The organism is Agrobacterium sp. 22-226-1 (assembly GCF_053522345.1).
Map to the genome: position 1 here is coordinate 1 of NZ_JBNWCP010000033.1, position 13,709 is coordinate 13,709.

General features: G+C 55.1%; 14 protein-coding genes and 1 pseudogene. 9 read left to right on the forward strand and 6 right to left on the reverse strand.

The window, feature by feature from the left end; genetic code table 11:
• The first annotated feature begins 173 nt into the window (after positions 1-173).
• Positions 174-752 carry a hypothetical protein gene (locus ACQZ5K_RS26535; RefSeq protein WP_448742010.1) on the forward strand — a complete coding sequence of 193 codons (579 nt, stop codon included), beginning with the start codon at positions 174-176 and terminating at the stop codon, positions 750-752.
• A gap of 353 nt (positions 753-1,105) precedes the next feature.
• Entirely contained in the window at positions 1,106-1,357 is a 252-nt protein-coding gene (locus tag ACQZ5K_RS26540; protein ID WP_448742011.1) for a hypothetical protein, read from the forward strand.
• 212 nt (positions 1,358-1,569) lie between these two features.
• On the opposite strand, the gene ACQZ5K_RS26545 is transcribed toward ACQZ5K_RS26540, so the two are convergent.
• From ACQZ5K_RS26545 to ACQZ5K_RS26565, 5 genes are all read right to left on the reverse strand, one after another.
• On the reverse strand, positions 1,570-4,155 hold the full coding sequence (locus ACQZ5K_RS26545; RefSeq protein WP_448742012.1) for a hypothetical protein: 2,586 nt from the start codon (positions 4,153-4,155) through the stop codon (positions 1,570-1,572).
• 393 nt (positions 4,156-4,548) lie between these two features.
• Entirely contained in the window at positions 4,549-4,842 is a 294-nt protein-coding gene (locus tag ACQZ5K_RS26550; RefSeq protein ID WP_448742013.1) for a YciI family protein, read from the reverse strand.
• Between the two features lie 13 nt (positions 4,843-4,855).
• Positions 4,856-5,437 carry a TetR/AcrR family transcriptional regulator gene (locus ACQZ5K_RS26555; RefSeq protein WP_448742014.1) on the reverse strand — a complete coding sequence of 194 codons (582 nt, stop codon included), beginning with the start codon at positions 5,435-5,437 and terminating at the stop codon, positions 4,856-4,858.
• A gap of 381 nt (positions 5,438-5,818) precedes the next feature.
• The gene (locus ACQZ5K_RS26560; protein WP_448742015.1) at positions 5,819-6,331 is read right to left on the reverse strand and encodes a GNAT family N-acetyltransferase; all 513 of its coding nucleotides are present in this window, start codon (positions 6,329-6,331) and stop codon (positions 5,819-5,821) included.
• A gap of 121 nt (positions 6,332-6,452) precedes the next feature.
• Positions 6,453-6,830 carry a winged helix-turn-helix transcriptional regulator gene (locus tag ACQZ5K_RS26565; RefSeq protein WP_448742016.1) on the reverse strand — a complete coding sequence of 126 codons (378 nt, stop codon included), beginning with the start codon at positions 6,828-6,830 and terminating at the stop codon, positions 6,453-6,455.
• Positions 6,831-6,877: 47 nt separating this feature from the next.
• Here ACQZ5K_RS26565 and ACQZ5K_RS26570 point away from each other — a divergent pair, with 47 nt between their 5' ends.
• Positions 6,878-7,687, forward strand: coding sequence for an SDR family NAD(P)-dependent oxidoreductase (locus ACQZ5K_RS26570; protein WP_448742017.1), 810 nt, complete (start codon positions 6,878-6,880; stop codon positions 7,685-7,687).
• A gap of 425 nt (positions 7,688-8,112) precedes the next feature.
• On the opposite strand, the gene ACQZ5K_RS26575 is transcribed toward ACQZ5K_RS26570, so the two are convergent.
• Positions 8,113-8,811, reverse strand: coding sequence for a TetR/AcrR family transcriptional regulator (locus ACQZ5K_RS26575; protein ID WP_448742018.1), 699 nt, complete (start codon positions 8,809-8,811; stop codon positions 8,113-8,115).
• A gap of 357 nt (positions 8,812-9,168) precedes the next feature.
• Between ACQZ5K_RS26575 and ACQZ5K_RS26580 the strand changes: the two genes are divergently transcribed.
• The 6 genes and pseudogenes from ACQZ5K_RS26580 to ACQZ5K_RS26605 all read left to right on the forward strand — a co-directional run bounded on the left by ACQZ5K_RS26580 (position 9,169) and on the right by ACQZ5K_RS26605 (position 13,539).
• Complete coding sequence (locus ACQZ5K_RS26580) at positions 9,169-9,660, forward strand: FAD-dependent oxidoreductase (protein WP_448742019.1); 492 nt, start codon at positions 9,169-9,171, stop codon at positions 9,658-9,660.
• Positions 9,661-9,758: 98 nt separating this feature from the next.
• Positions 9,759-10,631 carry a hypothetical protein gene (locus ACQZ5K_RS26585; protein ID WP_448742020.1) on the forward strand — a complete coding sequence of 291 codons (873 nt, stop codon included), beginning with the start codon at positions 9,759-9,761 and terminating at the stop codon, positions 10,629-10,631.
• Positions 10,628-10,939 (forward strand): hypothetical protein, encoded by a 312-nt coding sequence (locus ACQZ5K_RS26590; protein ID WP_448742021.1) that lies wholly within the window; start codon positions 10,628-10,630, stop codon positions 10,937-10,939. Before ACQZ5K_RS26585 ends, ACQZ5K_RS26590 begins: the two co-directional genes overlap by 4 nt.
• 421 nt (positions 10,940-11,360) lie before the next feature.
• Positions 11,361-11,939 carry a toxin-activating lysine-acyltransferase gene (locus tag ACQZ5K_RS26595; RefSeq protein WP_448742022.1) on the forward strand — a complete coding sequence of 193 codons (579 nt, stop codon included), beginning with the start codon at positions 11,361-11,363 and terminating at the stop codon, positions 11,937-11,939.
• Positions 11,863-12,635: pseudogene (locus tag ACQZ5K_RS26600) on the forward strand (IS5 family transposase). The gene ACQZ5K_RS26595 and the pseudogene ACQZ5K_RS26600 overlap by 77 nt, the downstream one beginning before the upstream one ends.
• Before the next feature lie 253 nt (positions 12,636-12,888).
• The gene (locus ACQZ5K_RS26605) at positions 12,889-13,539 is read left to right on the forward strand and encodes a hypothetical protein (RefSeq protein WP_448742023.1); all 651 of its coding nucleotides are present in this window, start codon (positions 12,889-12,891) and stop codon (positions 13,537-13,539) included.
• The last annotated feature ends 170 nt before the right edge of the window (positions 13,540-13,709 follow it).

A 13,709-nucleotide genomic window follows, 5' to 3' on the forward strand; every position in this document is an offset into this window, starting at 1 on the left:
AAAGTAGGAACTTGACCACCACCACCGACCCGAAACATACCTAAGAGGCGGGTCAGTTCTCGGCGCAAATGCCGGGTCACTTCTCAGTGCAAATCAACACCGACACGCTACGACGCTGCCATAGCTCAGATGATGGCATATGCAGAATGCCTTAAACGCGAAGGAATCATAAAGTGACAGACAAGTCGGGAGCGTGGGAAGTTTTACTGGGAGAAGGCATCGGTCCGCTGAGACTTGGTGCATCTAAAGAAGTGATTTCGAAAATTGAGGGATTTGCTGAACCCGAACTCGTGCAGGATGAGTCAGTGGCAGTTTCGGACTTTGAGAAACTACTAAACTCGATGGGGCCTGAGATGGGTCTCGATCCTGAAGAATTTAAAGAGATGATTGCGGCGATGCAGGCTGAAGCTGCGGCAGAGGTTCGGTGGGTTCCCAAAACCAAAAGCCTGCCAGTTGTTTTTTTTTACGGAGATATCCTTATTCGTATCGTTTTGTCGGCTGAGTGCCGTCCCAAACTTGAAGGGCGAAATATTTTCGAGATACCTGCCAAAGAATTTTATGAACTGGTGATTGCCAGTTCGCAATCCGTCTTCAGGAAACGTAATGAAATAGTCGCTCCCGACATCTCCATGCGCTTCACACTTCCCAAGAAGTCCGATTTCGAGGATGGAAGACCTATCGAACTGCTCGTTTTAGAGAAAAATAGGACGGATGAGTTGATCGTTGATGGATATAAGCAATTGCCTATCTGAGGCACGAACTCTCCAGTATCTTAGTCTTTGGACATCTAAGTGGCGGGCCGTTGGAACGAAACTTCGAGGGCATGGGCAGTAAGCGATGGCTCTTTGTCAGCTTCCATGCATAACGATACACACTCCCTAAATAAGGGACCGGCTATCGTAATCATCGAGTACTTGCGCGAGCAGTGTGTATGGGGTCGCACAATAAGCTTCAACGCATTTGTGTTGAAGGTCAGCCCGCCGAAGAGAGTCGTGCGGAGCGAAAACGACGGTTCGAGGTGACCACATGCGCAATGGTCGACCATGGAGAGGGTGAGGCACCACGCTATCTGTTTGAAATCGGGACAACGAAAAGGATTTTGAGCATGACGCAATCAGTCCAGAGCGTCGAGTTAGTCGAAATTCACGGCTTCGGGAGCCCAAGTGAGTATGAGCGTTTTAGTCGTTGGCTGGATGCCGTTATCACGAGCGGCGCGTGTATTGAGAAATCGCAGGGTCTGGTTGCCGATGAGTTGAAACACGGTCGCCGCGAAATTCAGTTTCAGAACGGCGAGACTTGGCGACTTGATCCGCCCGATTCCTTTTCGAGGATCATGGCAGGCGATATCAACCAGTGATTGAAGACCGCGATGCGCCAATAGCGGACGTAGGCCTATAATCACGCGGTTGATTTGGACCGAGCAAAGAGTGGTGCAATATCATCGAATAGGGCTAAATGCGGAATAAGCCGCCGCAAAGCGGATTGGCGGCTACAAACAAACATTTGTTCCATTACTACGTGATTCTAGTCATGGCCGCTGTGGCGGTAAGACGGCGACACAGCAATTGATCATCGATCTGGCGAGCTGATCGAGCGGTCGGCGTCTGTTGTCGACTCCGAGGGTTCGGGCCCCGAGACCGAGCCGAGCATCATACCCCATTGCCCGGGAACGTGCAGGAAGCCTTTCTTTTTGCTTGTGTCCCGCCGGCTCCAAGAAGCGTGTCGGGCCGCCGAAAAGCTCGGCATGTCCAGATGAATGGAGATCGTTGCTTCGGCAGTCGACATGAGCGACCTTGTATGATGTGAGTCAGCGAACTCGGAGTGTTTTCCTCCGACCGATTTCCACGTATTCGAAAGCGGCCCCCAGGTCCGAAGCAATTCGTGCCCAGTCAGCAGCAAAACCCGGTTGCGCGGTCCGCCATTCGGCGCAAGTTTCCGCGTCCAACGCACGAGCCGTCGCAGCAACACCTTTTCGCCTTCGGTGAACTCCTTCCTCAACACCGATACCGCGAGGTAGCAGCCGGGAAATTGAAGGGCGAGATTCTGTAACCGGGCGATGTCCTTAGGTTTGAGGGTGTCGCCGTCGCTGAATGACTTGGCTTCCCCGAAAATGATGTCGGGGTCGCTTTTCTCGCCAAACCCTTCCGGCCGGTGCAGCGCGACATAGTCGGCCTCGATACTCTTACCGTCCCTAACGAGTTGAACGGCGGTGATGAAGTTAATGGATCCGAAGTGGTTATTGAGCTCATCGATCGCCCGGAGCGCTAGGACTGCTCCGTAGGCGCCTTTCGCGTAGTCCTGCACCGAGAACGGCCCCGATACACGATATGCCCACTTTCTAGCGCTGCTATCAGCATTTTGGGGGAATGGGTATTCCTTCAGGCATCGGCTGCACGATAGCGCATAGCCCAGCTTGTCCATTGGGTCCCAGTTCACATGAAGGCAATTGGTGCAGCGGGTCTCTAAGCCCAGAACGATAACATTCCGCTTGGTGAAATGCTCTATGTCCCCCCGCCCGTAGTCCCGTTCTTTTCTCTTGTTGACTAAATCGGCCCACTGCTTGATTGACCGCGATCGCGGAGGAAATTCCTCCTGCATTTCCTCGGATTCGTTCCTCCGTCTACGTATGGCGCCCGCCATGTCGTTCATGGTCCGCAGGATCTCCTCATCCGCGATGAGGTGGGCTCCCTCCAAACCGCCGAGTTGATCGAGTACATGTTTGGCGATATGCCCCGGCTCCGACAACGAGACGGAATAGCCTGCCCTGGTAAGGATTCCGGTGATGGCCTTCTCTTGCGTTTCAAACTGCAGGAAGGAGGAGAGACCAACGTAGGCCTGACCGACACTCCAACCTTCCGATCCGATCAGCACATCTCCACTACCGAGTAATAGCCGTGGGTGAGAGCGATCGAAGGTATTATAGGGGTAGATCGTCGCTATGTTGGTTCGGCCGTAGTTAGAGACCTTCAGGCTGTTTACCCACCGAACGCGTCCCGTCCCGTATCGAGACGCAAAACTGGGACGTAAAGGCTCGAAGGTCGCGCTTAGATGTTCGCTAGACCGGTCTACTTCCAGGCTCACCTGCTTCTCGTGGACGAACAGTCGCAGCCGCTTGGGAGCATTCATCATTCCTTCGCCTGGCGCGTCCCAAATGCGATCACGCCAATGCTTAATCGTCAACGAGTGGTGGTGACCGAGCGCCGGCGGCAGATCTGGCTTTAAGATCTGAATCGTTTGTTGCCTCGCCTCCTCGGAGAGGCCTCGCGCAAACTCGAGGGTTGCGGAATGCATGATACCCGACGGGTTTCCCTCCAGTGGGCGATATTCCGCTTTGCAAAGCGCCTGGATATCGGTAGCGAGTTCCGCAACCCAGTTCACCGGAAGAGGTAAAAGTGGGGCAGGCTCGCTTCTCAGGTTCCACAGGTCAATGATGTCCGTAATCTTGGAAGGGTCGAAAACGAAGAACTTAAGGTCGTGTTGCCAGTTCCGCTCAGGCTCAATGAGGTGGGATGATGGATCAAACGGTTTCGTCGTGCCCTTAAGATAGACATGGCGCCAAGTTTGTGGGCTCCACGGCATGGCCTCTGGCCTAAAAACTTCATTGTAGCTCGAAAAGAAATATCGCTTGTCCTCTTCGGTAGGAAAAACGCCGAACATGGCTTCGGCAGCTCCCGTCGTTGGAGGCTTTTCGACTACCATTGCCGACCTCGGCTCGCGTGGTACGAAGCGCTCTCCGCGGTCATAGAGTTCGGCGAGCGCATCAGTGATGGGTAACCCGAATTTCAGCTCGGCCCAGGACTTGTTAGGGTCGGGCGAAAGCAGTTCGTCAAGCGTAACCGAAAGACTGCCGATAGCTCCTCGCAAGCTCTCCAGTCCCAGAGCCGCGAGCAGGCCGGGCTTTGCTTCCACGAAGGCGTCGGGTTCGAAGAATCGTATGTAGCCGCGTGCGATATCCACGCCAGTCTTGTCGCCTTCAAATTCCCCGGCCCATGCCTTGGGTGGCTTGCGGTAGACAGGGATGATGGGGTTGTACCGGCCGCCCCACATGCAAGTGGAGATGCGCATGAAGCGGATGATCGAAGCGCGGTCGGTTGGGCTGACCAAAAGGGCTACGCGTGTCGGGCGGAGCCGAATGTTGGCGGAGATCTTTGCCATATGGGAAAATTCCTCGTGCCCGGCAATACAAGCGCAGATTTGCCGGAATTAGGGTGTCCTTCGAGGATTGCGCTCCAAATTATTGAAAAACCCGGTGGAAATTCCTGGGTGCCATAGTGGACGTGACTTTCTATAGCTGACACAAAAAATATGTCGGCATTTTTGCCGCGAAGTATAATCACTGATTAGTCCAATTGGCACCTTTCTACTCCGTCATCGACATCCAATCTTTGTGAACCTAATGGCAACTTTTGGTAAATTGTCGAATTTGCCTGAATGACGAAAACGGAGGCACAAGCCCATTGTTGTTCGGTCACCAACGTTCGCTTCGCGCCAAAAGCGGTCACGAACGAGAGGGACGATGAAAATCATCCAGACCCAGTCCGGTTCCGCTCATGCCGGTACCTTCAAGAAATCCAGCGCGGCGATGGTGCGCTTCGGATCGATCTCGTAGGTTTCAGCGGTCACGATCCCCTGCACGACGAACGGGTCGGCGGCGATACGTGCATCGTGTTCGGAGCGGCTTTCCCCACTGGCGAGGATCGCTCCCCCGGCTGCGGGCTGAAGCGAGCCGACGCAGAGGAACGCGCCATCGGCAAAGCCCTGCGCGATCCAGTCGTTATGCGCTGCCATAAATTCCGGCGCGGCGGCGCGGTTCTCCGCAAATTTCAAGAAGGTGGCGAACATTGGGGCTCCTTGGTCAGGTGGATTGGGAAAGGTTCGGCAAGGTCGCCAGCCAGTGCTTTATATCGGCCACTTCGTTGCGGATGAAGGTTTCGTCACGGAACGAAGTGGCCATTACCGCCACGCCCTGTGACCACGATAGGAGATGCATCGCCAGAGCCTCGGCACGGTCACCGGCACCAAGCGCCTGGAACTGTTCTGCGATCCAGTCGCGGAATAAACCGAAGATTTCGGCGGCGCGCCCCTGTTTGACATGATTGAGCTTGGCGAGTTCGGAAGACAGCGTGCCGACAGGGCAGCCGAAGGCCATGATCTTCGCCTGATTGACGATCAACATATGGATGAAGGACAGAATCCGCTCGCGCGGATCGGCTCCGCCCATCTGCCATCCGTCGAGCATTGCGCGTGTCCGCGCCATGCGACGCGTGATCACGGCATCAAGTATGGCGTCCTTGGTTTTGAAGTGATGGTAAAAATTGCCACGTGAGATGCCCAAGGTAGCTGCAATGTCAGCGAAAGACGTAGCTTCGAACCCACTCTCGTAGAACAGGCTATCGGCCTTTTCGACGATCAGGTCGCGCGTGGATGCAACAGACATATTAGGTCATTTGCCCTAGTTTCGTCTGCTTCTAGGACAATTGACCTAAGGCTGTCAAGACCTGGTATTTGGTGCATGGATGCTGCCTCTGACCTACCCGAAGAACATTCTTTACAGCAACCGTGCGAATGACCGCTTCGGGCCAAAACCAGCCGTAGCAACAGGAGAAGATTTAATGATCAGTAACGTTATAACTGTCAAAGCCGATTAGAGATGCGACGCAGCTGGCCCGTTAGAAATGCGACACTGGCTCCGACAATCAGCCCCCGACCGGACCGGCTGGCCGGGGTTGCAAGGGTAGGGAGGGGGCGGGTGATATAGCACCGCTTTGGCTTTAGCTTCATCAGCTGTCAGGATAGCTTTGCGCACTAATTGTCATTGTCACGTAACTGGGAGCCGCCTTTGAAATAAGAGGCGGTTTCTCTCAGGGAGGTGACGAGCAAACGCGAAACCAGCTTTCTCTAAGACCCTCTGCGACCCCACATTATCCGGATGGGCCATTGCCCAAACTGCTGGAAGCTTGAGCTGGTTATCCGCGAAACTCAATGCTGCGCTGACGAGCTCGGAGGCATACCCCATTCCCCAAGATTCAGGGCGGAAATAATATCCAACCTCGAAATCCCAACCAGGATCAAATGGGTCTTCGTACAAACCGCCCCAGCCAACAATCCTGCCATTGTCACGACGTAAAACCACCCATGGTGCACAGCCGTCATGGCGTCTTCGCCATTCATGGACCATTACCCTTCTCTGACATTCTCTCAGCGTTTTATCGCAATGGGTATGCTGCATTGCCACCGTGTCTCCGAGAAACTCGAATAGCTCCGGAATGTCCGCATGGCGAGGTGGACGTAGGATCAAACGTTCAGTTTCCAGCACGACTTCGAATTCCATATGTGTTCACACGATGATCAAACAAACATCCGCGCTGAGGAGCATCGGTCAAGCGATTTCTCATTACTTTTGTCCGCTTCGGGCCGACTGCCGTCATGGCGCAGAGCGCCACAAGCGGTCGTTACGGATTGAGATGTTCGCGCGAAAATTCTCTGATTGCCAGTAGCACTGGCATGAGTCCATGGCCGGCCCTTGTCAGCCGATACTCAACATGGGGAGGCTGCTCACCAAAGTCCTGTCTTTCAACAAGACCATCACCTTCGAGGTCACGAAGCTGCTGCGTCAGCACCTTCTGAGTGATGCCGGGCATGTCACGCAGAAATTGCGAGTTGCGCATCGATGGCTCCGCGAAGAGGCGAAATAGAATCTGCAGCTTCCATCGCCCCTTCAGCGCCTGCAAGACTCGGCCAACATGTGCGACAGAACCGTCCGGCCCCAAGCAGGTAGTCCGCTCCTCGTACTCGATAGGTACCTTTAAGTGCGTAATTGCCTCATTCATCGCAGTGTCCTCATATCCCGCCTCGGTCTTAACATGGGAATGCCACGATGGATTTGAAACTGGAAGGAAAGATTGCGCTGGTGACGGGCAGCAGCAAGGGTATCGGCGAAGGGATCGCGCACGGGTTGGCGCGCGAGGGAGTGGTCGTCATCGTCCATGGTCGTGACAGGGCGAAAACCGAACAAGTCGCGCATGACATCATTGCCAAAGGTGGACGTGCGCATGTGGTGCTTGGCGATCTAACGAACGAGGACGAGGTGCAGCGCATGGTCGCCGACGCCCAAGCCCTCTTGCCTCCAGTCGAGATTGTCATCAACAATGCGGGTGGCTCGAGTGGGACGGAGGACTGGGCGACCACGCAATCAGAGACTTGGGCGGGCGGCTATGACCGAAACGTCCTTGCCGCCGTCAGGATTATCTCCCGGCTGCTACCTGCCATGCGGGAGGCCGGATGGGGACGTATCGTCAATATCTCTAGCTTGGCAGGAATGATGCCGCCGGCAGGCCGGCCTGATTACGCTGCGGCTAAGGCGGCGATGATTGCCATGACCGCTTCACTCGCCAAGGCCGTTGCAAAAGACGGCGTCACGGCAAACACCGTGTCGCCCGGAACGATTCATAGCGTCAGCCTCGACGAGGCCTTTCGGAGGGCCGCCGTCGGCCGGGGACTTGCGGCCGATGCGTCATGGTCGGAGATCGAGCAGAAGGTACTGCCCATCTTTGCCGCAGTCCCGATGGGACGGGTCGGCACGCTTGAGGAAATAGCCGACGCCGTCGCCTTCCTCGTCAGTCCGCGGGCCGGCTACATCACTGGTGCCAACCTGCGGCTGGATGGCGGACTTTGGCCTGGGCTTTAGTCCCTGTCCACTTCCAGCCGTAGCGTCGGCGGTCACCTCTTCTCGAGGAGCAGACGTCGATCACGTTAAGCTTTGACGGCACAAAAGCGCCAATAGGGGTCATTTTGTAGGGGGTAGTTCAAGGCCGTTCGGCAGGAAAATCCAGAGAACGGTCTGCGCCTCTGGCGAGTGGCGCGAGAGGTGCGTGGGTGCGCTCATGTGAAGGGCAATATTTTGGCTAATTGGCTACCGCAATATTCGGCCCGTCCACAGAATGGCCTGCAGACTCAATGCCTCCCGCCGTCAGGACACCGGCAAAACGAAGTTCAAGGTCTCGAACTGGGCCTGGCGGTTTGGAATTGTCCTCAGCGGGAAAACGTCCTGAGCGTCGACAGCTGCGACGCAATAGCGTCGGCGAGATGGCTCGTTTACCGTCGGCGACCACCTCAACGCGAGGCTTCGCCAGTGCCCGCAGTCAACGCGACGATTCCCCCGATGATGAACTCGATACCGGCGAGGAAGTCTGTGCGATCATCGTGGATGGCGAGTTGCGACCCGACAGTGCTGGCAAAGGGATATTTGGCCGGGTCGAGGTCCGACCATGCGCGAGCGAGCGAGGCGAGGGTTTTGGTCCTCTCCAGAGCGTGCGCCCGGGCGAACTGTGCGTTGGCGGCATTTTGTCCTCCGACCCCGACGATGTAATTGAAGATCGCCATTGTCGCGGCCCATTCTTTGTTCGAGGGCACGCCAAGGTCGCGAATGTCTTGGCCAATCGTATCGAGGATCCGGACGAGCGGCGCTTGTCCGGACATTCGGGTTAGCGCAGCGCCGACCCACGGGTGGGTGTCGATCGCATCGAACATTTCGAGAGCGAATTCTTTCATGGAGTCTTGCGGACGGGCATTGCCGGTACGAGCGCCAATGACCTCTGCAACAATGGCGTCTGCTGCGGCTGCTACCAAATCGCTCTTGCTTGCGATGTGACCATAGATTGCTCCGGGTCCGGTCGTGAGGTGGGACGCCAGCGCTTTGAACGTCAGACCTGTTTCGCCATCGCGATCGAGGATGACGATCGCAGCGCTCACGACCTGCGCGCGTGACAAGGCCGCGTCCCGGCTTCGGACCTTTCGCTTCGATTGAACCATGACGCCCTCGTTAGCACAGTTGGAACGACATTCCAACTTGACAGCGGGAGCACCCGCCAGTAAGCGTTGGAATGCCATTCCAACGCGGCCAGGAGCGGAATGTGTGATCAAGGAGAAGGCGAATGGCGATTTTCGTAACGGGAGCAACCGGGTTTGATATGTCGCAGGCGATTGCCAACCGCCTCGATCTCGGTAGGCGCTGTCATGCTCGGTCGAAGGGGTGATCGCAAACTCAACGACGTGTTCGCCTTCGACTTCGGCTCGAACTGTCGCGTGCGGGCGACGCGCGCCCGCTGGGAGCTGCAGTGGCAACCTAAAGTCGGCTCGATGCTCGACTGGACCAGACAGGAGAGTTAAGTGACTGACCGCGTACACCAGCGAGAGATCGCGATCATCGGTGCGGGCTTAGGCGGGCTCACCCTCGCGCGTGTGCTACATGTCCACGGGATTGCAGCGACGATCTATGAAGCCGAGCCGTCAGCCCAATCGCGGCCGCAAGGCGGCCAGCTTGACATTAACGACTATAACGGCCAGCGCGCGCTCAAGGCCGCAGGCCTGTTCGATGAATTTCGCAGCATCATGTTGGCGGCGAAGCGTCGAGGGTGCTTGATAAGGTCGGAAACGTTCTGCTTGACGAGCCCGATGATGGGACAGGCAATCGTCCTAACTCCATACGGCCGATGCAGAGCAACACCAATCTTGATCGTTGAAGGCGCAGAAAAGGAACTGCCAATGTTGCCCTTTGACTCCGTGTCAGCAGGTCTAAAGATTCAATTTAAAATATTATCACCAGACATACTCAACCCCATTGTAGTCGATAGAATTCTATGGTTTCATCTACACCGCTGAGGGGGCTCAGTATTGTAGGGATATTCGACACGACTTCGTGGCTCTATTGCTTAACGCAATGGAGGCAGCACACGTCCTTACGAGAAAAGGGGGCTACGATGCGGTCGAAGGCAACAGCTTTTTCAATATTTGCGCTTATCGCCGGGTGCGGAACTGCACCCGATACGAATGATGTTGCCTCATTCGGAACCGCAACGACAAACGCCGTTTCGGTCATCGGAGAAACGGGTAATCTCGAAAATGAACTGGCAATAGCGTCCGTGACCCAACGCAATGCTTGCCGGTATCTCCAGTCCCGCACCTATAATGTCGCTTCGGAGCGGGCCGACTCGCCAGCTACTCATCTGGTTGAGCAGGCAAAATTCCTGGCGGCGCTGTCGGACTATGCCGAAGCACTCGCGAAAGTAAGCTCTCCCGACGCGATCGCCAAACTCAGGGCTGCCGCAACGCAATTGACGACAAGCGCAACGCAACTATTAACGGCCGCATCGGCTGCTGCCCCCGGTGCCGCCGTAGTCGCACCGGTTTTCAAGGCTGGCGTCGATAGTACGATTTACATTGGAGAGGCCAGAAGGATGCGCGAAGTCCGCGAAATCGCTTTTGCGGTTCACCCTCTTCTGGTCGACGTAACGTTCATCATCTTGAGTGAGGATGAGGAAGATCGGCGACTTTTGACCGCCAAGCTCGCAACGTGGGACAAGGCAGCGCGCTGCAGTCTGGCACATATTCGAACAGATAGCGGTGCGGCATATGAGCAATTCATGGCGATCGACAGAGCAAAACGCGAGTTTCACGCGAGAGAAGCGACAGCCAACCGTCGTGTCAGTGCCATTACGAAGGTGCAGGCAGCACATAAAATCCTTGCTGAAGGAGGCAGGAATCTGCGTTCCGCCACTGAAGACATAAACATGTTCCTAGATGACGTCGCGGGTTTGAAAGCAGCAATTGCCAAAGGAGGGAAAAGTCAATGACGACGAACGAGGTAGCCGCGGCGACGATCAATGACGCAATGACGAAGATTCTTCTGACGTACGATGGCGCATCGTCAGTCAATAGGACGCGCATTCGATTTGCGGCAAATCGACTAAAGGAGGAGTGGGACGCGCTTAGGATGCGTAACGCAGCGACCAGGTACTCCGAGATCACCGGAGGAATTACGAAGGCAACAGGTCGGCTGAATGTGATAGCAGCCGAGCGTGATCGACTCGCGACGGGCTTGGTGAGCGCTAGCCAGATACTTGGCGTTGTTACAAAGGTGCTGGCGCTGATTTCAAAATAGTCTCGGCCATGCGCTGCAAAGATAAGGCCAGAGCGTGCATCAAGGTTGCAGTCTTGCCCGTGCAGTCTTTTTCCACCAGCTTGGTGAGCTGCGCAACCGCGTTGCGGAAGGCATGGCCCCTTGGGCGTCCGGTCTCAGCCTCGTCGTCAACGCCAACCCCGGTGCGGTTCAACCCCGGTGCGGTTCAATGGTCCAGACGTTCACATGCTTGGCAAGCGTTGATTTGAGCGTGTCTACGGCTGTTAATTATAATCCTAATTTAGTCGTAAATATACAACTTGCAATCGAAGTTTGATCTGCTAGCTTCCGGAGAGGTGAAGAACATCAACGCTTTAAGTGGCGGTATTGCGGGGGGCAATATGACAATTTTTTAGATGACGAGTCGCGCCGGAAAGCGGCGTCCGATACTGTAAACGATGACGTGATCCGAAAGCTCTTACAGGTCAAGGGGCAGATTTTTTCGATTTTTGGACAGGTCGTATTCGCGCTCAGTTCCGTTCCTCGCTATCGCAGCCAGAACCTGTCCGATCTCAGTCATTTGGTCATCGATCCGCTTAGCCACGATCGTATCGTAATCGCATCGAAAAAAGAGGACGATGGAGCCGAACAGACCACTTTGGCACCAAACGCTATCGCAATCTGGGCAAGCGTGAGTGCGGACGTCGATGCAAAGATTGTTGAGCAGGTCAAGGCTGGTGTTTTTCCAGTGCGGTTGAAGCCCACTGACTGGAACAGTGGTCAAATCATCTGGTTGCTGGATGTTATCGCACCGACGCGGGAGCTCGCTACCTCCGTGCTTTCAAATTTCCACACAGTCGCCAAGCAGAGCCAGATAAAGGTTCATCCTGTTTTAGGCTGTGTCCCCATAACGGGGTTCATGTTGATGACGTTGTGTGATTCAATTTCCTGGAAAGGAGATTGTTATGCGCCGTCACGAACTGACCGACGAGGAATGGGCGGTTATCGCGCCTTTGCTGCCGACCAACAGCCGTGGAGTTGAGCGCGTGGATGACCGCCGGGTGATCAATGGTATCCTATGGCGTTTCCGGACAGGTTCATCCTGGCGTGATGTACCGGAGCGCTATGGTCCGCGCACGACGCTCTACAATCGCTTCTCTCGCTGGCGCAAGGCAGGCGTCCGGGATCGCCTTCCCGGCGCTGTTTCAAGGCATTATGCCGGAGAGATCGTCATGATCGATTCTTCCTGCGTCCGCGTTCACCAGCATGGTGCAAACGCAAAAAAGGGGGATCTGCCGATCCTTGCATGGGACGTTCGCGTGGCGGCCTGACGACAAAGATCCACGCGCTCGTCGATGCTGATGGTTTGCCGGTTCGACTGGCATTGACCGCTGGTCAGGCCGCCGATGCTCCTATGGCCGAAAGGCTGCTGAGTGACATTCGGCCCGGAACGACACTGCTTGCCGACAAGGCCTATGACACCGACGCGATCCGTAACTTCGCCAAGCAACGCAAATGCTGGGCAAACATCCCCGCCAAGGCCAACCGAAAACAGACCTTCAGTTTCAGCCGTTGGGTCTATCGCCAGCGCAATCTGATCGAGCGTTTCTTCAACCGCATCAAACAGATGCGTGGTCTGGCAACACGATACGACAGACGTGCTGACAACTACCTTGCCGGGCTCAAACTGGCCGCGACGAGAATCTGGATCGCTTCAATTAACGAGTCCGCGTCCTAGGACGTCTGGTGGATAGTGACGTTCTACAAAGTCTTATTGCAAAACCGGGTGACGAACTCCGTCCCAAACCAAGCAATCGATCAACTCACATCCTGAATGCCTCTGCTTGCTCTCCAGTGACTTGGTAGTTTGCTGGAAGATTTTGTGTATTTTGATGTGAAATTTGGCGACAAGGCCAACGTTCGTTTGCATAGCAATTATTTCGCCTCGCTGGTGTCTGATGAATATCTCTCGGCTTCTCAGGAAAATTCCCGTGTTGTTGGCGCTGTCGCTGCTCAGCAGTTGCGGCGACAGTTGGTCGTGGCATCAAAAGCTGACGGTTACGGTTGAGACCCCGTCGGGTCCAAAATCCGCGTCCAGCGTGATGAAGGCCAGTTTGGATGATCGAGACGGCCTCTTCGCACTACCTGAAGCAAGAGGCGCTTTTTTTGAGTTGCGAGGGGAGGCGGTTGTCCTCGAAGTTCTTCCAGGCAAGTACCTTTTCGCGCTGTTGAAGAATATGCCGAGACCGTATGCGCTTTTTTTTCCAGGAGAAGCACCCGTCGACATTGCTCCAAAATTTGAACGTATGTCAAAGCCGGCAACTGCCGCGCTCTCCAAAGCCGACTATCCTCTGCTGGTAACCTTCACCGATTTCAACGATCCAAAGACAGTGAAGAGAGTACACCCCGACAATCTTGCAGAATTCTTCGGTTCAGGCACTTCGCTTGCCTCGATCACCTTGTCGATAACCAGGGAGCAGGTGACGGAAGGGAAAATCGAAGATGTGCTCGGATGGTTAAAAGAAGAGGGTGAAAAGAATCCAACCCTACTTCCAAATCCTCCGTATCTAAGAAAAGACGCGACCGATCCCGACATGCAGTATTTGACAGTCAGTTCATTTTCGACGGAGCTATATAAATGAGCATTTCTCAAGAGATTATGCTCGCAATACTTTCCATGGATGCTTATAATCGCGACTATGATGCCGGTATGCTAGAGCACGTCCATTGAACGCGGAATCGCATTGAGGATTCCCCTGGCTGCGGAATTCTGATTCTATCGCCCCGACTGGTGATTTGGTCGGAGGCAATA

Excerpts from the sequence above, each read along its gene's own strand:
- ACQZ5K_RS26585 (WP_448742020.1), top strand. The coding sequence starts at position 9,759 with ATGCGGTCGAAGGCAACAGCTTTTTCAATATTTGCGCTTATCGCCGGG.
- ACQZ5K_RS26575 (WP_448742018.1), bottom strand. The coding sequence starts at position 8,811 with ATGGTTCAATCGAAGCGAAAGGTCCGAAGCCGGGACGCGGCCTTGTCA.
- ACQZ5K_RS26590 (WP_448742021.1), top strand. The coding sequence starts at position 10,628 with ATGACGACGAACGAGGTAGCCGCGGCGACGATCAATGACGCAATGACG.
- ACQZ5K_RS26555 (WP_448742014.1), bottom strand. The coding sequence starts at position 5,437 with ATGTCTGTTGCATCCACGCGCGACCTGATCGTCGAAAAGGCCGATAGC.
- ACQZ5K_RS26545 (WP_448742012.1), bottom strand. The coding sequence starts at position 4,155 with ATGGCAAAGATCTCCGCCAACATTCGGCTCCGCCCGACACGCGTAGCC.
- ACQZ5K_RS26570 (WP_448742017.1), top strand. The coding sequence starts at position 6,878 with ATGGATTTGAAACTGGAAGGAAAGATTGCGCTGGTGACGGGCAGCAGC.
- ACQZ5K_RS26540 (WP_448742011.1), top strand. The coding sequence starts at position 1,106 with ATGACGCAATCAGTCCAGAGCGTCGAGTTAGTCGAAATTCACGGCTTC.
- ACQZ5K_RS26550 (WP_448742013.1), bottom strand. The coding sequence starts at position 4,842 with ATGTTCGCCACCTTCTTGAAATTTGCGGAGAACCGCGCCGCCGCGCCG.
- ACQZ5K_RS26565 (WP_448742016.1), bottom strand. The coding sequence starts at position 6,830 with ATGAATGAGGCAATTACGCACTTAAAGGTACCTATCGAGTACGAGGAG.
- ACQZ5K_RS26560 (WP_448742015.1), bottom strand. The coding sequence starts at position 6,331 with ATGGAATTCGAAGTCGTGCTGGAAACTGAACGTTTGATCCTACGTCCA.